Below are 26,232 nucleotides of genomic sequence, written 5' to 3'. Positions count from 1 at the left end.
ATGTAGTACTTAGGTTATTTATAACCCGGGCGTGAAATTAAGATAGAAATAATCGCAGCTAAGCCTAAGAACCAGCAATATTGAATTGAGGTGACTAATTCTAGCGGTGATACTTTCGCGATAGAGGAGGCTAGCAGTATCTGGGCGCCCCAAGGGATGATGCCTTGTACCACACAAGAGACAATATCCATAAGACTGGCAGAGCGTTTAGCATTAACACCATAGCGTTGCGCGATATCTTTCGCCAATGAACCGGCAATAACTATAGATACCGTATTGTTGGCCGTACATAGGTTGGTTGCCGCCACGCTAGCTGCAATACTGAATTCACCCGCCTTTTTACCGCCACTGTTTCCGGTTAGTTTTTCAATTGCTGAAGCTATAAAGTTTAATCCGCCTTGATGCTTAATCAGTGCACCAAGACCGCCAATCAACATAGATAGAATCATTATCTCCTGCATGCCGGTATAACCGTCATAGATCTGCTTTGATAGCATAGCAATGCTGTAATCAGACGCGGTTATAAAGCCAACAGCTCCCGCTAAGACAATACCTACCAGTAGTACTAACATGACGTTCAGGCCTGCAATAGCGAGGATCAGTACTGTCAGATATGGCGCAACTTTGATCAACTCATAACTTTGTTCAGATACACCAGCAGTACTGCTTTGAAGCGCGAGTACGACCATAGTTACCATAGCTGCAGGAAGCGCAATAAGAAGATTAAGGCGGAACTTATCCTTCATCTCACAGCCTTGAGTTCGAGTGGCTGCGATAGTTGTATCCGAAATAATTGATAGGTTATCGCCAAACATTGCACCACCAACAACAGCGCCTACAGTGAGCAGAAGAGGAAGGTCACTAGCTTCAGTAATGCCGACAGCAACTGGGGCTACCGCCGCAATGGTGCCCATGGATGTACCCATAGAGGTAGCAATAAACGCTGCAATCACAAAGATGCCAGGGAGCAATAGCCACTCAGGTATATAGTTAAGGCCGAGATTTACCGTTGCATCGACGCCGCCAATTGCCTTTACCACAGAAGCAAATGCACCTGCCAAAAGGAATACAACAACCATAGTGATAATGGTCTGATCGCCAATGCCTTTGATAAAGATTTCAAGACGCTCGTTGAGTGTGCCTTGAGTTAGCAGCAGTGAAAGGACCACCGCAGGAATAATCGCGACGGGTGCTGATATTTGATAGAAGGCGAACTCTGTTCCTTGAGTTTGATAGTAGATTCCGCTGCCGATAAACAGAGCTAAAAACAGCCCTAATGGCAGTAACGCAAGAGGGGAAGAGTTATTCATTAACTTTATCCTATTAGAGACCATGGGTAATGGTTTCAATATTGGAGAAGACAAACGACTGGGATCTGACCAGCTGTTCGAATAAGGCGGCGAATATACTACTTAAGTAGGTATAAATAAAATGAATAAAACGACAGTGGACTTAGCATTAAGTTATATCGAATTAATGGCACGACTAAAACAGTTCTATATCGCCCTCATGCTCGCTAGGAGGGGTGATGTATCCACTGCTTAGAAGCGTTTCATAACTGTGAACCTGATTTCGTCCATGCTCTTTAGCAAAGTAGAGCGCCTGATCGGCATGATCGATTAAGGTAGGAAGCGACAGACCCTCTGTGATCTCTGTAATCCCAATACTCAATGTCACTTGGCCTATCTGTGGAAAAATGGTTTGGGCAATTTGTGTACGGAATCGTTCAAGTACCTTCAATGCAGACTCTAATGAGATATCTTTTAGTACCAACGCAAATTCTTCTCCGCCGTAGCGAAACATCAAATCTTCATCCCGAAAGGCACTTTGCATCTGCTGGGAAAGAACTAATAAAACCTCATCACCAAATAGGTGACCAAAGTTGTCGTTAACCTGTTTAAAGTGGTCGATATCCAAGAGGGCAAAACAATGGGGTTCTGCTGATTTATCGTTTTTACGTCGCTGAGATTGCTGCTTTAAAAGAATAGTTTCCATCTGCTGGTCAAAGGCCTGACGGTTATATAGGCCAGTCAGGGCATCGTTCATAGCAGAGAACATAAAAAAACGCTGGTTTGCGTATACAGAGACTAACTTAGTGATCACGTCATGCATCAAGTCAGTGGTGTCTTCTATATTGGTTATAAGGAGGCCATTTTGAGAGTGCAGGATTTTAAAACTGTAATATCTATAACATTCATCACGGATATAACGTGTAGGCTGGTGCGGCTCAATATGCTGAATGTGTTCAGGGATCGTGAGTGATGGTGCAAGCTCATTGGAGCTTTCGCTACTGGCTATAAGCTTTTCGGTCGTTTGATCGAAGTTTGCGTAGTTATACAGCCAGAAATGATGCAGCGGAAACAGCTCTAAACAGGTTTTGATCAATAATTGATTAAGCGCTCTTTGATCGCGTTGTTCCGTCAATGCTAAAAAAACGTCGCAATAATCTGAGACTTTAGCTGTCGGTTGCATTCGCGTAGCCCTCGCATGGCTTATTCGAATAAAGCTGCAAATGTATTTTGGGTTTGTCTCCTAAGTTTAGCTGCTTAAGTCAGAGTCGGTGTTTATTACAACAATTTAATGCAACTACTCAAACTGAAGCGGCAGTCTGAGTAGTTGCTGCTTTAGGTAGCCATAGCGAGATAATCGCCGCTATCAAGAGCATTAAGGATGAGAAGTTCAAGCAGGCTTCGAGTCCCCATAGCTGGAATATAGCACCAGAAAGCACTGTCCCGATCAAACGCCCCATCGCATTGGCCATGTAGTAAAAACCTACATCGAGAGAGGTGCCGTCTTTACGTGCATAGCTAACGATTAAGTAGCTATGAAGCGAGCTATTTAGAGCGAAGACCGCTCCGAAAATGCCTAAGCCCACCAGTAGAACCCATACTTCATTAGTGCCTAGACTCAATGCGAACAACGCCGGTATAAAGCAGAGTATGCCTGCCCAAAGTGCAGCACTACGGCCGCTAGGCGGTGTTTTAGATTTTTTACCGGTAATGCTTGGTGCAATGGACTGAATAAAGCCATACATGATGACCCAACCTGCCATGACGCTGCCGACGATCCAAAAATCCCAACCAATGGTCTCACTGAGATAAACCGGCAAAGCGACGACAAACCAAATATCTCTGGAGGCGAACAGAAACATACGGGCTGCCGAGAGGATGTTGATCGCTCTATTTTTAGAGAAAACCTCTGTGAACTTCGGTTTGGATTTGGATACTCCGAGGCTTTTTTTAAGCAAAATAAGGCTGCAGCTTAAGATGATGATCAAGCCAACCAGCATGATCCACATAGCGCCCTGAAAGCCTACAAAGTGAAGTAAAGCCCCGCCTAAGAAAAAGCCTACACCTTTGAGTGCATTTTTAGAGCCGGTAAGGATCGCTACCCACTTAAATAGTGTGCTTTGTGCGCTTTCATCAACGAGTGATTTAATCGCACTTTTAGCACTCATCTTGTTCAGATCTTTAGCTATACCGGAGAGAGCTTGAGCGGCCATCACCCAAGCCATGCTTAAGTAATCCGTTGGCAGTGTCAGCATGAGTAGGGCAATGATCTGTAAAGACAGCCCTATATTCATGGTTTTGTTTAAACCAATTCTAGCGCCTAGCCATCCACCAAATAGGTTGGTGACAACGCCAAAGAACTCATAAAACAAAAACAGCAGTGCAATGCTGAGTGCACCGTATCCAAGCTGGTGGAAGTGCAGTACAACTAACATGCGCAACGCGCCATCCGTTAAGGTAAAGGCCCAGTAATTACCGGTAACGACCATGTATTGCCGGATGGCACTGTTGGCAAGATTACTCATTTTTCACAATCAATCGCGATATATTTAGCTAATTCGGCAGTACGGTTTACGTAGCCCCATTCGTTGTCGTACCAAGCGTATAGCTTCAACTGAGTGCCATTCACAACCATGGTGGATAGGGCGTCGATGATGCTTGAACGCGGGTCTGTACGGTAGTCGATTGAAACTAATGGGCGCTCTTCGTAACCCAAAATACCTTTAAGAGAGTTTTCAGCTGCTTCAGCAAATAAAGCATTTACTTCAGCTTCCGTTGTTTCACGTTCAAGTTCGAAAACCATATCGGTTAGCGAAGCATTCGCTAAAGGAATACGCACGGCATGGCCGTTTAGCTTGCCGGTTAGCTCAGGGAAAATCTGAGTAATCGCTTTTGCAGATCCCGTTGTTGTTGGGATAAGGCTCATACCACAAGCTCGTGCACGTCTAAGATCTTTATGCGGCGCATCCAAGATCGTTTGCGTGTTCGTAATGTCGTGAATCGTGGTCATTGAGCCGTGTTTGATGCCAAGTTTCTCGTGTACAACCTTAACAACAGGCGCAAGACAGTTAGTAGTGCAGGATGCAGCCGTAACGATTGGGAATTCACCAGGCGTATACAGCTGATGGTTGATACCCATGACTAGGTTAAGCACACCGTCCTCTTTTACCGGCGCTGTCACAACAACATGCTTTACACCTTGTTCGGTGTATTTATCTAAAAGTGCCTTTTTCTTCATGACACCGCTGGCTTCAAAGACAAGATCGCAACCAGACCAATCGGTATCTTCGATACGGCTGTTGTGGGTAACACTGATCTGCTGATCGTTAATAATCATGCCAGTGTCAGTTGCGGTAGCTTCGTACTTCCAAGTGCCATGTACAGAATCAAAATTCATCAGATGGGCTAATGTAGCGGCATCACCTTGTGGATCGTTGATCTGTACAAATTCAAACTCTGGCCATTCCCAAGCCGCACGCATTATCAAACGGCCCATCCGACCGAAACCATTAATACCAATTTTGATAGTCATCTTTTTATCACTCACAGCAGCTTTCTGAGGTTAAGCTTTTATTTAGTAGTTCTGCTAGCTCTGTTTGGCTAGCTTCATAAGTCTCGTTGATTACGCGCTGACACCACTCTGGGAGTTGGTTATTCAGACTGTAATAAACCCAGCGGCCTTTGCGGCTATCACTCACAATTCCATGTTCTCTAAGCTGCGCCAGATGGCGCGAAATTTTCGGTTGGCTTAGCTCAAGTAGCGTTGTGAAATCACATACACAGAGGGTTTTGTGGTGATGTATCAGCATTATCAGCTCAAATCGTGTCGTGTCTGATAAGCATTTAAATAGAGTAGTGGCTTGCATATTTAATCCACATATACGTTTTTCCATATATGATGGCAAAAATTTATAGGGCTCGCAATAGCGGTTTAAGTGTCGGTGGTAAGATTTTTGAATGGAATAGGGGGGTAGCTTTCTGCAGGCATAAAAAAACCCCTCTAAAAGAGGGGCAAAAAATGCGTTAACTCATGGCGAGGCCAGAGTTGAAGATGGGATGCAGATGGGCTCGAAAGCTATCACATGTCCTTGATAGCTAAGCCGCAAGTGCATATGTAGTATGTTGATTTTTTGTGCAGTGCAAAATTAAACTTTGGTGCAGAATGTAATCACCTAATTGATACTTCCGTTTAGTTTAGCTGAGTATCAATTAGGTTTGTGTGGTTAAGCGCTTTTCGGGCTATTTACTCAATGATCTGATCATCTTCCAAACGGAAGTGATGTAGCGGGTAAGTGCCCATAATGCGAACATCTTTGGCAAAGAAGTCTAATTCTTGAAGCGCATATTTCATCGCTTTCTGGTCTGGATGACCTTCGACATCAAGGTGAAAGCTGGTCGCCGTCATCGTATCAGATGCCATGTAGCTCTCTAGTTTCAACATGTTCACGCTATTAGTCGAGAAGCCGCCCAGCGCTTTATAGAGTGCTGCTGGAATGTTGCGTACCGTGAACATGATCGATGTCATAAAGCGAGAACCGTTGGTTAGCGCAGGGATATGACTGTCGCGCGCAAGAATTAAGAAGCGGGTAGTATTCCCGGTTTTATCTTGGAAGTTCTCACGGATAATCTCTAGATCATACAACTCAGCCGCTAGACTAGAGGCGATCGCTGCATGGCCAGGTGTTTGTTTTTCGCTTAGCTCGGCAGCTGCACCCGCTGTATCAAGACTAGCAACCGGTTTGATGCCAAGTTCATTAATATGGCCATCGCATTGCGCTAGTGCTTGCGGGTGCGATGCCACAGTCGTGATATCTTCTAGTTTTGTGCCTTTTGGCGCTAACAAACAGTGGTTCACAGGTTCAAAGTGTTCACCGACAATGTGCAGCTCAGTTTTCGGCATTAAACGGTAGATCTCTTCTACGCGACCCGCTGTTGAATTTTCGAGCGGGATCATCGCTAAACGAGCCTGACCACGCTCGACCATAAACATTGCATCCGAAAAAGTTGCACAGGCGTTAGCTTCTAATTCTGGATGAGCTTTGCGGCATGAAAGGTGTGAATAAGCACCCGGTACGCCTTGATAAGCAATAATGGCAGGCAGGTTGGTCATGGTCTTTATCTGTTTAACGAAAATTGAGGCGCGTATTATTACACAGAGATAAAAACTCTGTTACTGTTCGCGCAGTTAAATTACCTGCAATTATAGTTTTATGACGCCAGAACGTACTGAAAAACTGCTAAGTGTGCTTAAACGCCGCCAGCCTGATCTAAGTTTGATTGCTGATCAAGTGAATAAACCTCGAAATTTATCTGCTTTGATTCGTAATTGTGATGCCGTTGGTATTCACAGCATTCACTCTGTTGTGCCTAAAGAGGGTTACCGTACTTACCGTGGTACGGCTAAGGGTAGTGATTTCTACGTTAAAAACAGGCAGCACGAATCAGTCGAATCGGCGATCGAAACGGTTAAATCTCAGGGCATGAAAGTGGTAGCTGCACATTTTACCGATCAAGCAATAGATTACCGTGAGTTTGATTACACGCAGCCATGTGCGTTGCTGATGGGCGCTGAAAAGCAGGGTGTGAGCGATGTTGCGGCAGAGATGGCCGATCAGCATATCATTATCCCAATGATGGGGATGGTAAGTTCGCTTAATGTATCCACAGCTGCAGGGATAATTCTGGTAGAAGCTCAGCGTCAACGCATGTTGGCAGGTTTGTATGAACGGCAGCACCTCAGTGATGAAGAGATCTCTCGCACCCTTTTTGAGTGGGGTAATCGTGATCTGGCGAAGTTCTGCAGAGAAAAAGGTTTAGCTTATCCTCCGCTTGATAACATTGGCGATGTAATTGATGCACCAGGTTGGCATCAGCGAGTACAGGCAGGACAGGCAGATAAATATGATTGGAGCGGCATTGCTGTTTGATTCAATCCCTGAACCCCTGCTAATCTGAGTTTTTGGGTTTCGAATTAATCACTAATGGTCAGACGACTGCTTGTCACGCTTCTCTTCCTATTACTAACGCTTGTTTGTACATGGCAGGTTGTTACCTTTGCGCGTGATTGGACCCTGCAAAATCTTCATCAGCAAGGTTCTGATGAACTTTTAAAAGTTATCACCCAGTTAAGATCGGCATTAGATGAGTATCGTTATTTGCCGTTTTTGATCTCTCAAGATACCGATGTTAAAGCGCTTTTGGTCAATCCCTCTCCGAGCATAGCTAGAGAAGTTAGTCTTTATTTAGAACAGATTAACCTTGTTGCGGGTTCATCCTCTCTATTTGTTTTGAACTCAGAGGGTAATACGGCAGCCTACAGCCATTGGCGGGATGAACAGGAATTCATTCAACGATCACATCGAAGACAAGATTACTATAAACAAGCGTTGGCGGGTCACCGAGGTGGCCAATTTAGTTTGAATGAACATAATCAATCCCCCGCCTACTTTTTGTCTTCACCTGTCTATAACGGCACACAATTTTCGGGCGCTGCAGTAGTTCGGGTTGAGCTAGAAGCGATGGTTAAAAAGCTACGCTCCACCGGCGAAGTGATTTTAAGGGATCAAACAGGCACTATTTTCTATACCACTGCACCTTTTAATCGTTTCAAAAGCATCAAAGAACAGGTTGATGTTGAAGTAACCCTGTTAACAAGTGGGGTTGTTACACGGCTTTGGAAGCGAGGTTCAGATCAATGGCTGTCACGCTCCGTAGCGCTAGATGATTTAAGTTGGCAGGTTTCGGTCCTCACTGATACTGAAGTGGTAAAACGGAATGTTAGAAATGCCGCACTGTTTTCCTTTGGTGGTTGTATCGCGCTTGGGCTGTTCGCTTTGTGGTTTAGAGAGAGACAGTTAAAGCTACGCTCGCAGAACGTCACCCGTGAAACTCTAGCGAAAAGTGAAGCGCAACAAAAAGCGATTATTAATAACGCACAAGTTGGCTTACTGCTTATCGATGAAAGAGGTCATATCACTTTTGCTAACGATATGGCGCTGCAGCAGTTTGCTGTTTCTATGCCATTGATCCTTGCTAAACCTTTGTTGGAATTGCTGGCTTCTGATGGGATTACCCCAATTGCGAGGGTGTTGCATCGATTAGGTGAAAAGGGGTTTTCCCCGCTGGTGGGTTATGAGGCGGTAGGTTCTAGAAGTGATGGTACCGAGTTCCCTCTATTGATCTCTATCCGAAAAATGCAGGGGTATGAGGCTAAGCAGTTCCTTGTGACAGTTATCGATATATCCAGACGTAAAGGTTTGGAGATCCAGTTACAGAAAGCCAATGAGTCTCTAGAACACAAAGTTGAAGAGCGGACATTGGCTTTAAGAGAAGCACAAGAAGAGTTAGTTCAGGCCGGTAAAATGGCGGTGCTTGGTCGCATGTCTACGGCAATTGTGCACGAGCTTAATCAGCCACTGACCGCGATTAGAAATTACGTGGCAATCTGCCGACAGGTGATGACTCAACCTGAAATGCTAGAAGAAAGCTTGCTAGAAGTAGATGGGCTTACACAACGCATGGCGCAAATTACTGCTCAGCTCAAAACCTACGCTTACAAAAAGCCAGAACAAAAGCAGCCGGTTTCCATGCAGATGGTGCTCGAAAACTCTCTACAGATGTTCAAGCAGCGTATCGCTGATGAAGATGTGCGGCTCAAGTTAGAACTACCTGAGAAAACACTTTATGTTCTAGGTGATAATGCACGTTTAGAACAGGTTGTGGTTAACCTTGTTAAAAATGCTATTGATGCTATGCAGGGTAGGGCAGATAAAGAGCTTCAGATTGAATTGATAGAAGATAGCAACTCTCAGCAGTTACAACTGCAGGTTATAGATAACGGGGAAGGTATCGATCCTGCGCTATTGGCTAATCTATTTGATCCATTTATCACCTCGAAACCTATGGGCGATGGCCTAGGCTTAGGTTTAGCGATTGTTAAATCCATCATGCGTGATTTAAATGGTGATATCAGTGCAGGGAATACCGAGCAGGGCGGGGCTGTGTTTACCTTGCAATTACCTATTTGTGAAACTAATTAGAGAAGGTCGTAATGACAGATAAGCAATCACCAAATCAGTCATCCAGAGGTACTGTTTTATTGGTAGATGATGAAGCCATGGTGCGGAAATCTACCGAAAAATGGTTACAAATGGCCGGTTTTGATGTGATTGGCTGTGATAGCGGCCAGCAAGCCCTAAGCCATATTCAAATTGATTTTCCAGGTATCGTTGTCAGTGATGTCAAAATGCCAGAGATGACCGGCTTAGAGTTGATGGACAAAATATTGGAGACCGTACCCGGCTTTCCTGTGGTTCTCGTGACTGGTCATGGCGATGTTGATATGGCCATTGGTGCTATGAGAAAGGGTGCTTACGATTTTATCGAAAAGCCTTTTAACCCTGAGCGACTTGTAGAGACAATCCAACGTGCCTGCGAAAAGCGCCGCCTGATGTTGGATAACCTTCGTCTACAACAGAATTTAGCTTCATCCAGCGGCATCGATCAGCGCTTAATTGGTATTTCACCAGCGATCAGGCGCTTAAAGCAAGAGATCCTCACGCTGGCTGATCTAGATACTAATGTCATCATTTACGGCGAAACAGGCACCGGTAAAGAGCTAGTGGCGCAATCACTACACGAATTTAGTCATCGTAAAGACCAGCACTTTGTACCGATCAACTGCGGTGCTATTCCAGAATCTCTAATTGAGAGTGAACTCTTTGGTCACGAAGCAGGTGCCTTTACCGGTGCCGCTAAACGCCGAATCGGTAAGTTCGAGTATGCCAGTGGTGGCACTCTGTTTCTTGATGAGATTGAGAGCATGCCGCTACACCTGCAGATCAAACTGCTGCGTGCACTTCAGGAAGGTGTTATTGAACGTTTAGGTGGTAATTCACCGATTAAAGTCGATCTACGTGTTATTGCTGCGGCTAAAACCGACTTGCGAGAAGAGGATGATTTCCGTGAAGACCTTTTCTATCGCCTAAACGTATCGCAGCTGCATATCCCGCCATTACGAGATCGTCTAGAAGATACGCCATTACTGTTTGAGCACTATGTACGCATGACATCGGAGTCACACGACAAAGAACAACGATCACTGCCCGAACAAGATTTCCGCACTCTGCAAAGTTACCAATGGCCGGGTAATGTTCGTGAGCTAAAAAATATCGCAATGCGATATGCTTTGGATAAGCGCGTGTCGGTCAGTGATATCCTCTTCCCAGATAACAGCACTCTTCAGGCTTCACACCTTGAAGGGGATATAACCCAACCTTTAGCTGTACAAGTTGCAGGTTTTGAAGCCGAAGTAATCAAGCGCTCTTTGCAACAGCATCAAGGCAATATCAAAGCGGTGATGGATGCTTTAGACCTGCCAAGACGTACGCTAAACCAGAAGATGGCGAAGTACGGGATAAATAGGGCTGATTACACTTAATTTGAAAAACTCGAAGCTGTACTTATTTTTCGGAAGTTGGATTAAAATTTGGGAAAAGTGGAATAGATTTGCCGTTTTTTCTCAGTGTTACAAGAGAACCTGCAGACCTGAAATTACATGTAAAAAATGAGTGCTTTACTCCTTTGTTCAAGCCATCCATTTGTTGGGTTAAATGAACGAAGCTATAAAACAATGAGATTGTGAGCAATAATTTCAATCTTTTCTATTGGATTATTCAATAATTCCTAATTGGTTAGATACTATTACGGTATTAACGGGGTGAGAAGATTTAGATTTTTCTGCTTTTAGATCTCGCAGCCAGGCTTTTATTTCCCAAAGCGTTATATACATCCAAACTTCGTCTATTTCTTCTGGATGCATGTCAGGTTGGGGTGAGGTAAGTTTAGGGTCGCAGCTATATTCATTTGCGCGACCTCCGTTGTAACAGTACATATTTTCATAACTTCTAGTTTTGGTTATCTCATATGCTTTTCCTGAGCATCCAACCAATGAAATCAACAGAAATGGAAGGTAGAACCACTGCCCTATACGATTATTCATGCGCACTCATCCTATGATAGCTTTATGCGCGGACTACATACTCGCTTGAAGTCAGTATAGTTATTGAATGATGAATTAGAAAAACAATTGAACGATCAAAGCTCTTTTCTTACCTAACCGCCTAAACTACTTATTGAAGATAGGGAGGATTCGATATGAGTTTTGATCAGATTACGGCGTTCTTTGGCTGGGGTTCAATTTTAAGTATTGCTGTTCTCCTTTTTACTACGCTGGCTTTGATGCTCATGCGCTCGTTGGTTATCCCTCTGCATTCAAAGTTGCTGGGCGTTGGTGAGGAGCACTTACCTGCTTTGTACTTTAAATACTTAGCCAATTTTAAATTGCTGTCGTTATGCCTGTTTATTATTCCTTACCTGTCGTTAAAGGTGATGGGTTATTAAAGCAAGACGCTAACTGGAGAGTTGGTTTTAGTAATTAATAAATTGACAATCGCTGCGCCACCTATGACGATAGCTGTATGAGCATCAAACAAGATCAATATGTAGCACGAATTATCATCATTCCTTAGGAATGGTGGGATGCTTAATGCGCTGAATTTATTAAACCCACCCTAGACGGTGGGTTTATTGTTTCTACCTCTGGGGATATTCGAATAGGAAGCACCTATGAGGAAAGTCGCAGTGTTTGGTAAGCCGGGTAGTGGAAAATCTACCTTGAGCAAAACCTTGGCAAAGGTAACCGGTTTGCCACTTCATCAACTTGATTCACTGTTCTATCAGAAAAGTGGCGAGCCTGTCGCACGTGAAATCTTTGATAAAGCCCATGAAGATATATTGATTTCTGAGAGTTGGATCATCGATGGCTTAGGCCCTTTGGGGGCTTTTAAGAAGCGTTTAGATGCGGCCGATACATTAGTTTATATCGACCTTCCTTATCCGACGAGTTATTGGTTTGTTACTAAGCGGTTGCTTAAAGGAATGTTTATTAAGCCTGAAGGTTGGCCAGAAGGAAGTTCGGTACTGAAAGGCAGTATACAGAGTTATAAAATGTTGCGCCTGTCGCCTTCGTTTTGGAACGATGAATTTATGGCGGAGGTTGAAGGTATGGCTCAGCATAAGACTTTTTTTGTGATCCGTAGCCTCTCAGAACTAAAGGCATTTATAGAGAAACATGCGAGGTAACATGATTAAGTGGCCAGCTATTATTAAGTATCAGGGAGATAATGAACTGACTTATATCTCCAGTGGATCTGAATGGGAAAATGATAAGGACCTACATGCCGTTGTTTATGATGCTGATGACCGTTTAATCGATTCGGATGGCGGCTTATTTTCTCTAGAGGAGAGAGAGGATCGTCTTGTCATGCCAAGGCCAGTCGAAGAGCATTTTGAACTGGAAGAAATGGTGGATTTGATTAGAGCGCATTTCTCTTCAATCGGTGAGTGCTGCGTATCTAAGTTTTCTATTGGCTCAATTGCCGAAGGAATTACTACTGTCGGCCAGTTTGAAGAGAGCTGACATCTAGTAATAATCAGGTCAGGGTAGAATTATTCTGTTTGTTGCTTATTTGAGACGAAAAGAAAGTAATAAACCAAAAATTATAAAAACGGTTAGGAAAGAACATGATCAAAAGAATCACAGGTGCAGTCTCTCTTTGTGCAGCGATGATGCTGAGTACCTCAGTTTTTGCAGTTGAGCCAATTCAGCTAAACGGTAAATCTTACGCTTATAACAGCAGCGAAGAGTTCACACACTCGTACTTCACAGGTGCTGATAAAGACAAAGAAAGCTGGAACGAAAAGGTTTCTGTGATTTTCTCTTCTAGCACACGCAGCGAAGATGATCTTGAAGAGCTCGCTAACGATTTACGCGATGGCTATTCGCAGAACGGCCGTTTGGTCAAAGCGATTAAGATAGCGGCTAAAGATGGCGCTTCAACTAAGTTCGTTGTAGTGGGTGTAATGTCTGGTGAAGAGGTAGCAGAAGGGATTATGGCTCGTGCTAGTCTTGTGGATGGTCACAGTGTGGTACTGATGTACTCTCACAGATTTTATAACGAAAACCGTGAGAAAGAGTTAATCGATTGGTTTGAGGCCAATGGCTTTAATATGGAAAAAGAGCTGATCGATTTCGCTGCTATCCCTAGCAGAGCTCAATTTGCAGCAAAATAGATAAGCATCTATTTTACTAGCTGGTAAATATCTATCTAGATCAAAAGAACGGGCGATCTGTGTTGAGCAGTCGCCCGTTTTTTGTAAAGGTGCTAAGGCGATTGTTAATCAAGGTTTGCTGTATTAAGGCAATGGATAAGATAAAACGGATTTACCCACTATGAAATCAAAAATTGCCTTATTGCTACTCGTAACAGCTGTGGTGGTCAGCTTTTTCTTCTTCACATCAAGAACTATCTATTACACCCAGCAAGATCCATCTGGTCGATATACTGCGATCGTAAGTTACAACACTTATCGATCTTTTACCCCGATGATGCCCGGATCGTCTTCAGATAAACCTGGGTTTATAAAGATCGTAGATCCGCATAATAATGACTTAGGTGAGATCCCTTTACCGATGCTGCAGTTAGCCGATTTGAAATGGACTCAAGAAGGTGCCGAAGTGAAACTAATTGGCGAGTGGCATTTTGAGAAGGGTTATACTTTTTACTGGGATGAGAGTGGATCAAAGCGGATATTTGTTCGAGGCAGCGAATCTGAATATTGGAATTAAGAGCAACCCAATTGCTGCTCTTATTTCTATCTGCATGTTTGATTCTAAAATTAGCTAGAAACCATTAAGAATTCTGACGTAATCGTTTAGTTTTGATCGAGATAGGTTGTCTGGTTGAAGCGTATCGGCGATGCCCAAGACCATTTGAAGCTGCGATAGATGGTCTTTGTCTTCTTCGCTGAGTGTTTTAGCGTTATCAGAATTAAGGTATTGGGTAAGTTCTGCGGAGGTCGTTTTAATATCCAGTGCAGAATTACTGTTGGTATTACCAAGGTTGTCTAAGACTTTCTTCGCTTTCTCCAGCGTGGCTACCAAGCTGTTCTCGCTAGATTCTTGGCGCAGTTTACTGCTGAATTCATCAATAAAATCACTTAACTGACCGACAGTGTCGTCCTGCGCAGTACCTAAGCTTTGCTGGTTACTTAGGTAACGTGATGCTTCACTGTCGTTTAGAAAACCATATTCATTCAAGCGTTGGATAAACGCAGGTGTGATTTTGACACTTCTTGGGCCGCCGCTGAAAAACTCTTCATTCAGTTTTTGAATTTTCTGCGCCCGATCCGAAAGGTTACTTAGCTGTGTTGAGGCCGTGCTACTTTCTTGTTCGGTAGGCGATTTACTTGTCGAAGCTGTTTCAGCGGTATTCTGAGTCGTGCCAACCGATGTTTGATGTTGGCCGATGCTGCCTGTAGTCAGGGTCATCAGTATTGCCTTAGCGTCTAGTTAGGTAATTTATTACAGAGACCAATTTCCCTGATAAGTTCCGTTATCTCTATGGGTAAAGTGATCTTTTTCTGCATTGAATATGCCTTAAGATTCGATTCTCCCGTTAAATAAGCAATTTTTTGCCTACTTTTACGGATGCTGAATTTTTCTGGTAGATGCTTATTAGCCTTTAGTCTTGCTTGGAGGTCGAAAAATACTTTCTGACGTTTAATCATTCTTGATATCAACAGGTTCGCCCACTGATCTCTGAATTCTCATCGAGAACTGCTGATTAAATCGAATTTTTGAGCGTAATTTTGCTTATTAGTTGATTTTGGATAAGCAATATTTTGCCTATTGGGATAAGGGGTTTTTGTGGTGCGTTTATAACTGGCTGTTTTTAAATGGTTAATTGTTATTTTTGTTTTCTGGCATAGCCATTGCTATACAGAAGGGGTGTAACTCAAAACTTTATAAAAAACCTCAAACTGGAGAAGGGTAAGAGGATGACAATAACAAAACGCACTTTTATTAAAGGTATGGGCGTAGCCCTAGCAATGAGTACAGCTATGGGCGCTGCAGGTCTAGCACAGGCTGATGACAAGCGCTCTTACATTTTGGCTACAGCGTCTACTGGCGGTACTTACTACCCAGTAGGTGTAGCGTTGGCGACACTAACTAAAGTTAAGCTAGAGCCAAAACACAAAATTTCTATGTCTGCGATCAACTCAGCAGGTTCGGGTGAGAACGTTAAACTGTTGGGCGAAAACGAAGCTCAGTTTGCGATCCTACAAGGCCTTTACGGCGCGTGGGCTTGGAATGGTGAAGGGCGTTTAAAAGAGACTGGCGCTAACAAAAACCTTCGTTCTGTAACTATGCTATGGCAGAACGTTGAGCAGTTTGTGGTTAAAAGTGACCTAGCTAAAACAGGTACTATTTCTGATATTACTGCTTTCGAAGGCAAAAAATTCTCAATTGGTAAGAAGAACTCCGGTACAGAAGGTTCTGGTCGAACAATTCTTGGCAATCTAGATGTAAACGTTGATGGCTTTAATCTAGCGCACATGGGTTACGGTGCATCTGCTGATGCTCTTCAGAACGGTACAATCGAAGGCATGAACATCCCATCAGGTGTTCCAACCTCTGCGATTACTCGTGCGTATGCTGCACTAGGTAGCGATATTACTGTTCTTAACTTTACTGACGAGCAGATCAAAGAAGCGAACGGTGGTTACCAGCTTTGGACTCGTTATGAGATTCCAGCGAACACTTATCCAGGTCAAACTAAAGCGATCAACACAATGGCGCAGCCTAACTTCCTAGCGGTACGTGACGATGTATCCGACGAAGATGTTTACCTGCTGACTAAAACTGTTTACGAAAACCTACCGTTCCTAAATGGTATCCATAAAGCGACTAAGGCGATGGCACTAGAAAAGGCGATCGCAGGTCTTCCTGTACCACTACACCCAGGTGCAGCGCGTTACTACAAAGAGAAAGGTATCAACATACCTGCGCACCTAATGGCGAAATAAGCTGAAGAGACTATTCTTCAGAGGAACTAAATGTTGGTGGCGTGGTCATTTAGTTTAGTTCCCAGCTTTTAGGTTCGACCCGGTGCAGACTCAGTTACCAGCGAGACTGAGATCTGCACCACCCTAATTCCTATATTACGATCATGGTCATCCGAGCTCGGAAGGGAATCGGCTGGCCGTAATATCAGCGTGAGCGATCAGAAAGCATGGCTACAGAAACGTCTGTTACCGACCAGGAAGTCAGTGAAAAATTAAAAGGGCTAGAGTTAGCACAGCGTCCAGAACAGTCGCTAACAGGGCGAGCGGTTTATTGGATTGGCGTAATGTTCGCCATAGCTCATATCTATTTCAATACTCTGGGTACTTGGTCAGAGCTTTATGTCTCTGCCATCCACTTTGGCGGTTTTGCGCTGATGTGTGGTTTGATGGTGCCGATGTTCAAAGGCGGTAGCGAGGCTAAACAGAAGCTTGGTTTAGTGTTGGATGTGTTGTTAGGCATCGCCGCTATTGTCTGTGCGCTTTACCTTATCGGTTTTGAAGATGCGCTTTATGACCGAGGTGTGAAGTTTGCCCAGTGGGATTGGGTCTTCTCTGTGTGCGCAATCTTTATTGCCTTAGAAATGGCGCGTAGAACAACAGGGTGGTTTATCCCTTGTTTAATTCTTGCCGCGCTGACTTATGTATTTTGGTGGGGTAAGTATATCGATGGCATCTTCGGTTTTGCCGGATTGAGCCTTGAGACTCTACTGTATCGATCTTATTTCTCTTCAGAAGGTATGTTCGGTCAGATCGCGCGTATCTCCTGGACCTATGTGTTTATGTTTATCCTGTTTGGGGCTTTCCTAGTTAAGTCCGGTGCAGGTGATTTTATTATTGATCTATCCCGCTGTGCAGCCGGCCGATTTGTTGGTGGCCCTGGTTTCGTAGCAGTATTGGGTTCTGGTCTAATGGGATCGGTATCTGGCTCCTCTGTAGCAAATACCGTATCTACGGGTGTAATCACTATCCCTCTTATGAGAAAGGCGGGTTTCCCTGCACGGTTCTCAGCCGGGGTTGAGGCCGCAGCATCCACGGGTGGGCAGTTAATGCCACCGGTTATGGGGGCAGGTGCGTTTATCATGGCGTCTTACACTCAGATCTCTTATCTGGATATCATTGCCATCGCTGCACTTCCTGCGTTGTTGTACTTCCTATCCGTGGGCTTCTTTGTTCGTGTTGAAGCGAAACGTAGCCATGCTCATGCGGTTGAGTTAGATACACGCCCGATTGGTGAAGTATTTAAAGAAGGTTGGCACTTCCTGCTTCCTTTGGTTGTTCTAGTCGCACTGCTTATTTATGGCTTCACGCCAACCTATGCTGCAGGCTTGTCGATTATCTCAGTGATTGTTTCATCTTGGTTATCTAAGAATCCAATGGGGCCTAAAGCAATTTTGGATGCTTTAGCGCAAGGCTCTAAAAACATGGCGACCACTGCTATGCTACTGATCTCAGTAGGCTTGGTTGTGAATGTGGTTGCGATGACCGGTATCGGTAATACCTTCTCACTTATGGTGACGGATTGGGCGAGCGGTAGCTTGTTTATCACCTTGGTATTGGTTGCTTTAGCATCGCTTATCTTAGGTATGGGCTTACCGGTTACTGCGGCTTATATCGTATTGGCCACGCTTTCTGCTCCAGCGCTTTACGGTTTGATGGCTGAAAGCCGACTGTTGGATATGATTGTTGAAGGCACATTACCAGAGGCGGCTAAAACCATCTTTATGCTGGTGGATATGGAGAAGGTCGCATTATTGTCGGCCCCTATGAGCGAAGTAGACGCTAAGGCATTGTTGGATCTAGTACCTGCTGATTTCAAAGGGCAGCTTCTAGAGCAGGCGATGGCACCGGAAGTGTTGGCGATGATTCTATTGTCTGCGCACATGATTATCTTCTGGTTGTCACAAGACTCTAACGTAACCCCACCGGTTTGCTTAACGGCGTTTGCTGCAGCTGCAATCGCAAAAACACCGCCAATGGCAACAGGCTTTACAGCATGGAAGGTAGCGAAAGGCTTGTATATCGTGCCGCTCCTATTTGCTTACACTAACTTTATTGGTGGTACAGCGATGGAGGTGTTTAGCATCTTTATCTTTGCTGTCTTTGGTTTGTATGCCTTTGTTGGCTTTATGGAAGGCTATTTAGAAGGGAAGTTGAATATTGTTCTGCGTATAATCTGTGGCGCTCTGGCAGTTGCTCTGCTTTGGCCGCACGGTGAAGTGCTGATCAATCTGGTTGCTGCGGCACTGTTCGCTGTGATCTTTATGTATAGCCGTCGTTTTGCTGATTCAGAAGGTAGTGCTGCTTAGCACTACCTTCGAGTACTGACTTAAGGATATTAGGTGTGAGCCTGACTTCAGATAAAAAAATATATGATTTCATTGTCATTGGTGGCGGCATTCTAGGGATGTCGACTGCGTGGCAATTACAGAAAAAGTATCCGGGCAAATCGGTCTTGGTGATAGAAAAAGAGTGCAGCGCGGCTCAGCATCAAACGGGTCATAATTCGGGTGTGATTCACGCCGGTGTTTATTACAAGCCGGGCAGCTTGAAAGCACGTTTCTGTAAAGAAGGTAACGTAGCTACTAAAGCGTTTTGTCGTGAACACGATATTCCGTTTGATGAGTGCGGTAAGCTTTTAGTTGCGACCAACCAGAAAGAGCTTGAGCGAATGCAGGCCCTTGTTGGTCGTTGTGCTGAAAATGGCATCGAGATTGAGGTGTTAGACCAAGCGCAACTGCGCGAGCGTGAACCTAATATTACTGGTGTAGGCGCCATCTTTGTGCCTTCTACAGGTATTGTCTGTTACACACAGATCTCCAGTAAGATGGGTGAACTGGTTGAGCAGGCAGGTGGTGAAGTTCGTTTTAATACTCGCGTAACAGATATTGAAGAGTTCGCGGATCGCGTGACTGTTTTTGCTGAAAATGAGCGTTTCCAAGGACGATTTTTAGTGAGCTGTTCGGGGCTTCAGTCAGATCGTATTGTTGAGATGATGGGGTTAGAACCTGACTTCCGTATCATTCCATTCCGTGGTGAATATTATCTGTTAGATGAGCAACACAATCAGATTGTTAATCATCTAATCTACCCGATTCCAGATCCTGACCTGCCGTTCTTGGGCGTACATCTGACCCGTATGATCGATGGTACGGTAACCGTTGGCCCTAACGCCGTGTTAGCGTTCAAACGTGAAGGCTACAAAAAGACCGATATCAGTTTGAAAGATAGCTTCCAGATGCTGACCTACCCGGGGATGATCAAACTGCTATTCAAGCACTTCAAGGCAAGTATGACGGAGTTGAAAAACTCAATCTCAAAACCGGGTTATCTAAAGCTGGTTCAAAAATACTGCCCGTCATTGACGCTAGATGATATGAAAGAGTACCCAGCGGGTATTCGTGCTCAGGCTGTCTCTAAAAACGGGGATGTTATCGATGACTTCTTGTTTATGAATACGAGCAGGGCGTTAGCGGTATGTAACGCGCCTTCGCCAGCTGCAACTTCTGCTATACCGATTGGTCAGCATATTGTTGAGCAGGTGAGCGTGTTAGTAGAGAAATAAAGCTTTCTTGACTACAACGGGCTTTATACGTCGAAGCGTGTGAAGCCCGTACTTTTCTGATGACGGTAGCCAAAGTGTTCAGCTTGGTTTTCGCACTCTTCACGAAGTTTATAGTGAGCGATCATCAGATCCTTACAGATCTCACACCACTTTTTCGCATCTGGCTTACCTAGTTTCTCTAATTGCTCTTGGCTAGGGTTGCCATCCGTTGCAATGATAGTTTTCATGCAATCCTTACAATGATCCATCCGTATTTCCCACCGTAGTTATAGTTCTTGTATTTTTGTATGCAGCCTAGTCGCTAATTGTAGGTTTTGTTATCAGAAAAATTCTTAATTTACTGATTTTTCGACTATTTGATGAGTGTCATGCTAGTGTTTCAGTTAATTGGTCTTTTCTGTAAACCAATAAGCAAGGATGTGAAATGAGCTTTATAGCATTATCGTTTATCTCTGTTTTTCTCTTGATATTGTATTGGCAATTGCGACAACGAAAGGTCAAGAAGCAACGCCGAGAACTGATCGAGAGTTATGTCTTCCCTGAGCGCTTAACAGTAGAACTAAGAAAGCGCTATCCACACCTTTCCGATGCTGATTGCGACAAGGTAATGGAAGGGCTAAGAGTATTCTTTCTAATCTGCCTAGCTGCAAAAAACAGAGCTATAGCTATGCCATCGCAGGCAGTGGATGTTGTGTGGCATGAGTTTATTTTGTTTACCCGTGATTATGAGTTGTTCTGTTCTAAAGAGCTGGGGCGTTTTCTACATCACACACCGGCAGAAGCGATGGAAAAGCCAACCCAAGCGCAAGAAGGGATTAAACGGGCTTGGAAATATTCTTGTTTACGCGAGGGGATTGACCCTAAGGTACCGACACGTTTACCTCTTTTGTTCGCGATTGATGCTGAACTAAAAATTGAGGATGGTTTCACCTACCAGTTAAATTGTAAAGGTCGTGAAAACGATGGCTACTGTGCTAGCCATATCGGCTGCGGAGGTGGCGGCTGCAGTTCTGGTGGTGACTCCGGCTGCGGGGGAGGTTGCGGCGGAGATTAACCGCTACCACACTTCAATGCCTTTAGGTCTTCGCGCAGTCCAATAGTGCTTCTGCCAATAGGGGTTATCTAATCGACTGATGATCACCCCTTTACTGGTAGAGGCATGTAGAAATTGCCCTTCTTGTACATAGATCCCAACATGCCTCTGTTTATAACCTGTCTGGAAGAAAACCAAATCTCCCGCCTTCAGCTGACCTTTAGCGATGTTGGAACCACTGCCCAGTTGATCGCGCGTCGTGCGTGGAATATCTACACCAAACTGATCTCGGAAAGTAACTTGGGTAAATGCGGAACAATCGATACCTGATCTATTGTTCCCACCAAGACGGTAGGGTGTTCCTGCCCAACTTTTATATTGATCGAGTAAAGCCTGGCTCACAGGTGATTGTGCCTGCATAGATACAGTTGGAGCAGACGATTGTTTTAACGTACTTGAGCAACCGCTTAAAACAACACCGGTTAGTATAAGAACGATAGGAGTATAAAATTTCATCAAATTTCACCTTCTTTTCGCATAGATCAGGGTTGCGAACAGTATAACGCCAACTAAAATTTACAAAAGCTTAAAACCGTTTGGCTTTCGGGCTGTAACTGCCTATTATGCCCAGCTATTTTTCCAGCCCTTAGTAAGCGAAGAGTTCATGACAGAAGATTTTCAGGTCGGCCAACGTTGGTACAGCTATACAGAAGCTGAGTTAGGTTTAGGTGTAGTCACTGAATTGGTTAATCGCAGTGTAACGATTTTTTTCCCTGCCATTGGTGAAGAGCGTACCTACGCGCAAAGCAATGCTCCATTAAGCCGCATTGTTTACCCTATTGGCGACCAGATTTCCGACGATGAAGGTCTGTCGATCACTGTTACTGAGCATCAAGAAAGCAAAGGCTGTGTTATCTATTTTGGTGATGATGCCGAAGGTAACGAACAGATTATTCATGAAGCGTCTTTAGAAAGTGCAGTTCATTTCAGCAAACCTTATGAACGTTTGTTTGCAGGCCAGATCGATAAGCTTCGTCACTACGAACTTCGTCAAGAAACTTTAAAACTACAGCATCAGCATCAGAACTCTGCCGCATATGGTTTGATCGGTCCTCGTGTTCAGTATTTGCCACACCAGTTCTATATCGCTTCTGAAGTGGGTAAGCGAACTGCACCACGCGTATTGCTAGCCGACGAAGTAGGTTTAGGTAAAACCATTGAGGCGGGTTTGATTCTTCATCAACAGCTTGTATCTGGTCTAGCGAGTCGAGTGCTGGTGGTTGTGCCTGATAGCTTGATTCACCAGTGGCTGGTGGAGATGTTGCGTCGCTTCAACCTGCATTTCTCTATTATGGATGAAGGCCGTTGCGCTGAAAGTGAAGGTAATCCATTCGAGTCGGCTCAATTGGTATTAAGCCCGTTGTCATTGTTTACCCAGCATGAGAAGCACCTTGAACAAGCTGTAGAAGCGGGTTGGGATCTTATGGTGGTGGACGAAGCTCACCACCTAGGTTGGAGCGAAGAGGGCGCGAGCCATGCTTATACCTGCATTGAGAGTCTTGCTCAGCATGTAAAAGGCCTACTGCTTTTGACTGCAACGCCAGAGCAGCTGGGTATCGAGAGCCACTTTGCTCGTTTACGCTTGCTGGATCCAGATCGTTATTACGATCTGCAAAAGTTCATTGAAGAAGAGCAAGCTTTCAAATGCGTTAACCAGCTGATCGAAACGCTTCAAAATCCTGAAGGTTGGGATGAAGCGTTACAAGATGAAGCCTTTACTGCGTTATTACATCAGTATCTCGGCGATGAGATGGCCGATCATCTGGAAGTTCATAAAGATGATGATTCTGAAGAGCGTGAACAGTTAATTGAGAAAACCGTACGTACTCTGTTAGATCAGCACGGTACAGGCCGAGTACTTTTCCGTAACACCCGTGAAAGTGTACAAGGCTTCCCAGAACGTAAGCTTCACAGCTACGAACTACCGTTACCGGATGCGTATAAAGAAGTGATTTCTGATGCTCCAATGGAGCGTCAGCTACACCCAGAATCTTTAATCGGTAATGGTGAAGGTTCAGCTTGGTTGTTGGAAGATAACCGAGCTGACTGGTTGATCAAATGGTTGGAAGATTACAAAGGTGAAAAGGTTCTAGTGATTTGTGCGCACGCGCAAACAGCTATTACTCTAGAGAAACAGCTACGCCTATTCGAAGGTAAGCGTACAGCACTGTTCCACGAAGGCATGAGCCTTGTTGAGCGTGACCGCGCTGCGGCTTACTTCGCCGATTCTGAGCAGGGCGCTCAGTTACTGATCTGCTCTGAGATCGGCAGTGAAGGTCGTAACTTCCAGTTTGCACACCACATGGTGATGTTTGATCTACCAATGAACCCTGACCTTCTTGAGCAGCGTATTGGTCGTCTTGACCGTATCGGTCAGCTTCAAGATGTAAATATCCATGTGCCTTATTTCGCTGGTAGCGCGCAATCGGTGTTGCTACGTTGGTATGCGGAAGGTCTAGGTGCGTTTGAGCAGGTTTGCCCAACGGGTCAGTCTTTGTTGCAGCAATATGCCGCGCAGTTACATGAGTGCATGGAAAACCCGCTAGATCAAACTGCTGTAGATTCGCTCATCGATGAAACGGCTCAAACACAAGCCGCGTTGTTAGCTGAATTGCAGGAAGGCCGTGATCGTTTGCTAGAGCTTAACTCCTGCAACGCTGATATGGCCGAAGAACTGTTAGATGCGGTTGAAGAAGATAGCCAGCCAGGCAAGTTAGCTTCCTTTATGGGCCGTATCTTTGATCACTTTGGTGTAGAGCAAGAAACGACAGGCATCAATGGTGTGATCCTTCATCCGGGTGATCATATGCTGAATAGCCATTTCCCAGGTTTACCTAGTGATGGCATGACCGCTACCTTCCAGCGTAACGAAGCACTGTCTCGTGAAGATATGCATTTCCTTAGCTGGGAGCACCCAATGGTGTCTGGCGGTATGGAGATGATGCTAGAGGGGAGCTACGGTAGCTCAACGCTATGTACAATGAAGCTGTTACCACTGAAAGCGGGTAGTTTGCTGATTGAAGCCGTTTTCCGCATCCATTCTATTTCCGATCGCTCTCTGCAACTGCAGCGTTACCTTCCAGATGCTTGTGTTCGTCGAGTGATCGATAGCAATGGCAACGATTTAACGGGTGTTATTACCGAACAGCACTTCGCTACTTTGGGTAAACGTGTAGGTAAGAACGTTGCTTACAATTTAGTAAAACACACTCGTGATGAGATCACTGAACTTGTGACTAAGTTGGAAGCGCAGGTTGAGCAAACAGAAGTGGATCTGTTAGCACAAGCAAAAGCATCGATTGCTGAGCAAATGGGAACTGAATTGGATCGTTTAAAAGCCTTAGCTAAGGTGAATCCAAATATCCGTGATGAAGAGCTAGAAGCGCTGACCATTCGTGAAGAAGACCTGCTAGCTGCTGTTGATGGTGCTTCATTGAAGATGGACTCAATTCGTATCGCAGTAGTGACACATGAGTGATCGCTAGAAGCTCGTTTTAGCATTCTCTTAAAAAGCCCTAAAGCAGTCATGTTTTGGGGCTTTTTTACATCTACAACGCACGTTCCCACAATTACTTGATCTTAAACAAGTAAATGCCGTACACCATTGCATACAATGGCGAATCTAAACTAGGGAAGCTAGGGCGGGAGTTCGGTTTGTTTATTTCTCAGGCCTTAGCTTTTTCCAAGCTTTTTAATTTTATTTCTCCACTAGCCAAGGAGGGGGCATGTTCCGGTCTCTAGCTAATTTAATAGATACAGTTTTAAGAGCCTGTGGCTTTAAAACACTTAATAGCCAATTCACTTTGTCGTACGCGTTAGTATTTATACTGGCCGCGTCTTCAGGAATTAGTCTTTACTTCAGCATGTCGATCAACCCGCAAACCATTGATATGGCGGGGCGTCAGCGTATGTTGAGCCAGAAGATCGCAAAAGAAGCCCTATTGGTTGCTGCAAATGTTGAGCAGCAAACAACGCTGCGTAAAACGATGGAGCTGTTTGAGTCTTCACATAAAACGATCATGATGGGTGATAAAGCATTGGGTATGAATCCGATCACTGATCCAGCAATCGTTAAGCAGATGCAGCACGTTGAAAGCCTGTGGGGCAGTTATAAAGCACTGATCAACAGTCATGTAAATCAGCCAAGTGATACCACACTTGCTGAAATCACCAAGCAGTCACCGGTTATTCTAAAAGAGATGAATAAAGCTGTAGGCATGCTCACCAAGCAAGCTAGTGCGACAAGTATGAATCAGCTGCTGATTGCGTTTGTCTGCGTAGTAGGCATTTTATTGTTGGTTGTGTTTGGTCGAGTGTTTGGTTTGAGTATGTTGATGAACAATATCACTCGCCTTAATGCGCGTATGACCGAAGTCGGTCAGGGTAACTTCTCTCATCGTTTCGAAATTTCTCATACTGATAATGAGATTGGGCAGATGTTCAACGCTTACAACAACATGTTGAACCATGTGGGCGATCTACTAAAAACGGTTCAAACCGTTGCGCGCAATACTGAGCGTCACGTGACTAACGTTGTTGAAGCAACTTCAGATGCGAGCAATGGTGTAAGCCGACAATACGAAGATATCGAGTTGGTTGCAGCAGCGATGACCGAGATGAGTGCAACAGTGCAGGAAGTTGCGAACAACGCGGTAGAAGCAGAGCAAGCTGCACAAGAGACAGATACTCACGCCAAGAGTGGTGGTGAAGTGGTTGGTCAATCCGGCAATCAAGCACAAGAGATGTTAACGATGTTGAATAAAACAGCATCGGCTATTAAAGAGCTTGAGGCCGAAACACTTGCGGTGGGTAATGTGACTTCTGTAATCAACGATATTGCGGAGCAAACAAACCTATTGGCATTGAATGCGGCAATTGAGGCAGCACGTGCCGGCGACCAGGGCCGTGGATTTGCGGTTGTTGCTGATGAAGTACGTACTCTAGCGCAGCGCACGCAGCAATCTACACAAGAGATCCAACAGATTATCGAACGCCTTCAGAGCAAAGCAGAATCTGCTGTGTCTTCTATGGGTGTGAGTACGGATCTTGCAGATCGTAGTAGCGAACTTGCCAACTCCGCTGCAGCGGTACTTGAGCAGATTATCTCCTCTGCGAACACAATCTCTTCCATGAACACAATGATTTCGACAGCGGCAGAACAGCAATCTTCTGTAGCGTCGGATATAGATCATCGTGTGGTAAATATTTCTGATATTGCAGGCCAAACTAAGCGTGATACAGATCGAGTAGTAGAAGCAACCGATCAGATTCGTAGGGAAGCGCACGAACTTAACCAGTTGGTGATGAAGTTCCAGCTTTGA

At 44.7% G+C, this 26,232-nt stretch carries 24 protein-coding genes; 14 read left to right on the top strand and 10 right to left on the bottom strand.

Annotated features, from left to right (window positions below; translation table 11 throughout):
- Positions 1 to 14: 14 nt before the first annotated feature.
- The 6 genes from ACMXYT_RS09985 to ACMXYT_RS09960 form a co-directional block, all read right to left on the bottom strand.
- On the bottom strand, positions 15 to 1,310 hold the full coding sequence (locus ACMXYT_RS09985) for a Na+/H+ antiporter NhaC family protein (protein WP_415898546.1): 1,296 nt from the start codon (positions 1,308 to 1,310) through the stop codon (positions 15 to 17).
- A gap of 175 nt (positions 1,311 to 1,485) precedes the next feature.
- A complete protein-coding gene (locus ACMXYT_RS09980; RefSeq protein ID WP_415894043.1) occupies positions 1,486 to 2,472 on the bottom strand; it encodes a GGDEF domain-containing protein in 987 nt (328 codons plus the stop codon).
- A 118-nt stretch (positions 2,473 to 2,590) separates the two neighbouring features.
- Positions 2,591 to 3,814 (bottom strand): organoarsenical effux MFS transporter ArsJ, encoded by a 1,224-nt coding sequence (gene arsJ, locus ACMXYT_RS09975; RefSeq protein ID WP_415898545.1) that lies wholly within the window; start codon positions 3,812 to 3,814, stop codon positions 2,591 to 2,593.
- On the bottom strand, positions 3,811 to 4,821 hold the full coding sequence (locus tag ACMXYT_RS09970; RefSeq protein WP_415912200.1) for an ArsJ-associated glyceraldehyde-3-phosphate dehydrogenase: 1,011 nt from the start codon (positions 4,819 to 4,821) through the stop codon (positions 3,811 to 3,813). The genes arsJ and ACMXYT_RS09970 overlap by 4 nt, the downstream gene beginning before the upstream one ends.
- 7 nt (positions 4,822 to 4,828) lie before the next feature.
- A complete protein-coding gene (locus tag ACMXYT_RS09965) occupies positions 4,829 to 5,155 on the bottom strand; it encodes a metalloregulator ArsR/SmtB family transcription factor (protein ID WP_415898544.1) in 327 nt (108 codons plus the stop codon).
- Between the two features lie 377 nt (positions 5,156 to 5,532).
- Positions 5,533 to 6,399, bottom strand: a complete 867-nt coding sequence (locus ACMXYT_RS09960) for a prephenate dehydratase (RefSeq protein ID WP_415898543.1) — start codon at positions 6,397 to 6,399, stop codon at positions 5,533 to 5,535.
- A 100-nt stretch (positions 6,400 to 6,499) separates the two neighbouring features.
- Here ACMXYT_RS09960 and trmH point away from each other — a divergent pair, with 100 nt between their 5' ends.
- Genes trmH through ACMXYT_RS09945 form a run of 3 tightly spaced genes read left to right on the top strand, consistent with a single transcriptional unit; the run spans position 6,500 to position 10,728 of the window.
- Positions 6,500 to 7,216, top strand: coding sequence for a tRNA (guanosine(18)-2'-O)-methyltransferase TrmH (gene trmH / locus ACMXYT_RS09955; RefSeq protein ID WP_415898542.1), 717 nt, complete (start codon positions 6,500 to 6,502; stop codon positions 7,214 to 7,216).
- A gap of 54 nt (positions 7,217 to 7,270) precedes the next feature.
- A complete protein-coding gene (locus ACMXYT_RS09950) occupies positions 7,271 to 9,328 on the top strand; it encodes a sensor histidine kinase (protein ID WP_415898541.1) in 2,058 nt (685 codons plus the stop codon).
- Between the two features lie 11 nt (positions 9,329 to 9,339).
- Positions 9,340 to 10,728 carry a sigma-54-dependent transcriptional regulator gene (locus tag ACMXYT_RS09945; RefSeq protein WP_415898540.1) on the top strand — a complete coding sequence of 463 codons (1,389 nt, stop codon included), beginning with the start codon at positions 9,340 to 9,342 and terminating at the stop codon, positions 10,726 to 10,728.
- A 231-nt stretch (positions 10,729 to 10,959) separates the two neighbouring features.
- Here ACMXYT_RS09945 and ACMXYT_RS09940 read toward each other — a convergent pair whose 3' ends face one another.
- Entirely contained in the window at positions 10,960 to 11,289 is a 330-nt protein-coding gene (locus tag ACMXYT_RS09940; RefSeq protein ID WP_415898539.1) for a hypothetical protein, read from the bottom strand.
- A gap of 155 nt (positions 11,290 to 11,444) precedes the next feature.
- On the opposite strand from ACMXYT_RS09940, the gene ACMXYT_RS09935 reads away from it, so the two are divergent.
- From ACMXYT_RS09935 to ACMXYT_RS09915, 5 genes are all read left to right on the top strand, one after another.
- Positions 11,445 to 11,690: a DUF6868 family protein gene (locus ACMXYT_RS09935; protein ID WP_415898538.1), complete on the top strand. Its 246-nt coding sequence runs from the start codon at positions 11,445 to 11,447 to the stop codon at positions 11,688 to 11,690.
- 225 nt (positions 11,691 to 11,915) lie between these two features.
- Positions 11,916 to 12,431 carry a shikimate kinase gene (locus ACMXYT_RS09930; protein WP_415898537.1) on the top strand — a complete coding sequence of 172 codons (516 nt, stop codon included), beginning with the start codon at positions 11,916 to 11,918 and terminating at the stop codon, positions 12,429 to 12,431.
- Between the two features lies 1 nt (position 12,432).
- On the top strand, positions 12,433 to 12,768 hold the full coding sequence (locus tag ACMXYT_RS09925) for a DUF4144 family protein (RefSeq protein WP_415898536.1): 336 nt from the start codon (positions 12,433 to 12,435) through the stop codon (positions 12,766 to 12,768).
- A 104-nt stretch (positions 12,769 to 12,872) separates the two neighbouring features.
- A complete protein-coding gene (locus tag ACMXYT_RS09920) occupies positions 12,873 to 13,421 on the top strand; it encodes a hypothetical protein (protein ID WP_415898535.1) in 549 nt (182 codons plus the stop codon).
- A gap of 160 nt (positions 13,422 to 13,581) precedes the next feature.
- Positions 13,582 to 13,977, top strand: a complete 396-nt coding sequence (locus tag ACMXYT_RS09915; protein ID WP_415898534.1) for a hypothetical protein — start codon at positions 13,582 to 13,584, stop codon at positions 13,975 to 13,977.
- A 54-nt stretch (positions 13,978 to 14,031) separates the two neighbouring features.
- Here the strand turns inward: ACMXYT_RS09915 and ACMXYT_RS09910 are convergent, their stop codons facing one another.
- Positions 14,032 to 14,679, bottom strand: a complete 648-nt coding sequence (locus ACMXYT_RS09910; protein ID WP_415911386.1) for a hypothetical protein — start codon at positions 14,677 to 14,679, stop codon at positions 14,032 to 14,034.
- Between the two features lie 509 nt (positions 14,680 to 15,188).
- Between ACMXYT_RS09910 and ACMXYT_RS09905 the strand changes: the two genes are divergently transcribed.
- From ACMXYT_RS09905 to lhgO, 3 genes are all read left to right on the top strand, one after another.
- The gene (locus ACMXYT_RS09905; RefSeq protein WP_415901401.1) at positions 15,189 to 16,217 is read left to right on the top strand and encodes a TAXI family TRAP transporter solute-binding subunit; all 1,029 of its coding nucleotides are present in this window, start codon (positions 15,189 to 15,191) and stop codon (positions 16,215 to 16,217) included.
- A gap of 206 nt (positions 16,218 to 16,423) precedes the next feature.
- Entirely contained in the window at positions 16,424 to 18,562 is a 2,139-nt protein-coding gene (locus ACMXYT_RS09900; RefSeq protein ID WP_415898531.1) for a TRAP transporter permease, read from the top strand.
- Between the two features lie 59 nt (positions 18,563 to 18,621).
- A complete protein-coding gene (lhgO, locus tag ACMXYT_RS09895; protein ID WP_415912199.1) occupies positions 18,622 to 19,818 on the top strand; it encodes an L-2-hydroxyglutarate oxidase in 1,197 nt (398 codons plus the stop codon).
- A gap of 23 nt (positions 19,819 to 19,841) precedes the next feature.
- Here lhgO and ACMXYT_RS09890 read toward each other — a convergent pair whose 3' ends face one another.
- Entirely contained in the window at positions 19,842 to 20,045 is a 204-nt protein-coding gene (locus ACMXYT_RS09890; protein ID WP_415894066.1) for a hypothetical protein, read from the bottom strand.
- A gap of 197 nt (positions 20,046 to 20,242) precedes the next feature.
- Here ACMXYT_RS09890 and ACMXYT_RS09885 point away from each other — a divergent pair, with 197 nt between their 5' ends.
- Positions 20,243 to 20,872, top strand: coding sequence for a glycine-rich domain-containing protein (locus ACMXYT_RS09885; RefSeq protein ID WP_415911385.1), 630 nt, complete (start codon positions 20,243 to 20,245; stop codon positions 20,870 to 20,872).
- Between the two features lie 3 nt (positions 20,873 to 20,875).
- Here the strand turns inward: ACMXYT_RS09885 and ACMXYT_RS09880 are convergent, their stop codons facing one another.
- Positions 20,876 to 21,367, bottom strand: a complete 492-nt coding sequence (locus ACMXYT_RS09880; protein WP_415911384.1) for an NlpC/P60 family protein — start codon at positions 21,365 to 21,367, stop codon at positions 20,876 to 20,878.
- A gap of 148 nt (positions 21,368 to 21,515) precedes the next feature.
- On the opposite strand from ACMXYT_RS09880, the gene rapA reads away from it, so the two are divergent.
- Together rapA and ACMXYT_RS09870 are read left to right on the top strand one after the other, a co-directional pair.
- Positions 21,516 to 24,389 carry an RNA polymerase-associated protein RapA gene (rapA, locus tag ACMXYT_RS09875; protein WP_415911383.1) on the top strand — a complete coding sequence of 958 codons (2,874 nt, stop codon included), beginning with the start codon at positions 21,516 to 21,518 and terminating at the stop codon, positions 24,387 to 24,389.
- Positions 24,390 to 24,636: 247 nt separating this feature from the next.
- The gene (locus ACMXYT_RS09870) at positions 24,637 to 26,232 is read left to right on the top strand and encodes a methyl-accepting chemotaxis protein (protein ID WP_415911382.1); all 1,596 of its coding nucleotides are present in this window, start codon (positions 24,637 to 24,639) and stop codon (positions 26,230 to 26,232) included.

Source organism: Neptuniibacter sp. QD37_11 (assembly GCF_047778105.1).
Classification (GTDB): Bacteria; Pseudomonadota; Gammaproteobacteria; order Pseudomonadales; family Balneatricaceae; genus Neptuniibacter.
Note: the sequence above shows the minus strand (reverse complement) of the source record. Positions and strands in the feature narration are given on the sequence as shown.

Bases quoted from the DNA above. Each gene is read 5' to 3' on its own strand.
- ACMXYT_RS09985 (WP_415898546.1), bottom strand. From the start codon at position 1,310: ATGAATAACTCTTCCCCTCTTGCGTTACTGCCATTAGGGCTGTTTTTA.
- ACMXYT_RS09980 (WP_415894043.1), bottom strand. From the start codon at position 2,472: ATGCAACCGACAGCTAAAGTCTCAGATTATTGCGACGTTTTTTTAGCA.
- arsJ (WP_415898545.1), bottom strand. From the start codon at position 3,814: ATGAGTAATCTTGCCAACAGTGCCATCCGGCAATACATGGTCGTTACC.
- ACMXYT_RS09970 (WP_415912200.1), bottom strand. From the start codon at position 4,821: ATGACTATCAAAATTGGTATTAATGGTTTCGGTCGGATGGGCCGTTTG.
- ACMXYT_RS09965 (WP_415898544.1), bottom strand. From the start codon at position 5,155: ATGCAAGCCACTACTCTATTTAAATGCTTATCAGACACGACACGATTT.
- ACMXYT_RS09960 (WP_415898543.1), bottom strand. From the start codon at position 6,399: ATGACCAACCTGCCTGCCATTATTGCTTATCAAGGCGTACCGGGTGCT.
- trmH (WP_415898542.1), top strand. From the start codon at position 6,500: ATGACGCCAGAACGTACTGAAAAACTGCTAAGTGTGCTTAAACGCCGC.
- ACMXYT_RS09950 (WP_415898541.1), top strand. From the start codon at position 7,271: ATGGTCAGACGACTGCTTGTCACGCTTCTCTTCCTATTACTAACGCTT.
- ACMXYT_RS09945 (WP_415898540.1), top strand. From the start codon at position 9,340: ATGACAGATAAGCAATCACCAAATCAGTCATCCAGAGGTACTGTTTTA.
- ACMXYT_RS09940 (WP_415898539.1), bottom strand. From the start codon at position 11,289: ATGAATAATCGTATAGGGCAGTGGTTCTACCTTCCATTTCTGTTGATT.
- ACMXYT_RS09935 (WP_415898538.1), top strand. From the start codon at position 11,445: ATGAGTTTTGATCAGATTACGGCGTTCTTTGGCTGGGGTTCAATTTTA.
- ACMXYT_RS09930 (WP_415898537.1), top strand. From the start codon at position 11,916: ATGAGGAAAGTCGCAGTGTTTGGTAAGCCGGGTAGTGGAAAATCTACC.
- ACMXYT_RS09925 (WP_415898536.1), top strand. From the start codon at position 12,433: ATGATTAAGTGGCCAGCTATTATTAAGTATCAGGGAGATAATGAACTG.
- ACMXYT_RS09920 (WP_415898535.1), top strand. From the start codon at position 12,873: ATGATCAAAAGAATCACAGGTGCAGTCTCTCTTTGTGCAGCGATGATG.
- ACMXYT_RS09915 (WP_415898534.1), top strand. From the start codon at position 13,582: ATGAAATCAAAAATTGCCTTATTGCTACTCGTAACAGCTGTGGTGGTC.
- ACMXYT_RS09910 (WP_415911386.1), bottom strand. From the start codon at position 14,679: ATGACCCTGACTACAGGCAGCATCGGCCAACATCAAACATCGGTTGGC.
- ACMXYT_RS09905 (WP_415901401.1), top strand. From the start codon at position 15,189: ATGACAATAACAAAACGCACTTTTATTAAAGGTATGGGCGTAGCCCTA.
- ACMXYT_RS09900 (WP_415898531.1), top strand. From the start codon at position 16,424: ATGGCTACAGAAACGTCTGTTACCGACCAGGAAGTCAGTGAAAAATTA.
- ACMXYT_RS09890 (WP_415894066.1), bottom strand. From the start codon at position 20,045: ATGAAAACTATCATTGCAACGGATGGCAACCCTAGCCAAGAGCAATTA.
- ACMXYT_RS09885 (WP_415911385.1), top strand. From the start codon at position 20,243: ATGAGCTTTATAGCATTATCGTTTATCTCTGTTTTTCTCTTGATATTG.
- ACMXYT_RS09880 (WP_415911384.1), bottom strand. From the start codon at position 21,367: ATGAAATTTTATACTCCTATCGTTCTTATACTAACCGGTGTTGTTTTA.
- rapA (WP_415911383.1), top strand. From the start codon at position 21,516: ATGACAGAAGATTTTCAGGTCGGCCAACGTTGGTACAGCTATACAGAA.
- ACMXYT_RS09870 (WP_415911382.1), top strand. From the start codon at position 24,637: ATGTTCCGGTCTCTAGCTAATTTAATAGATACAGTTTTAAGAGCCTGT.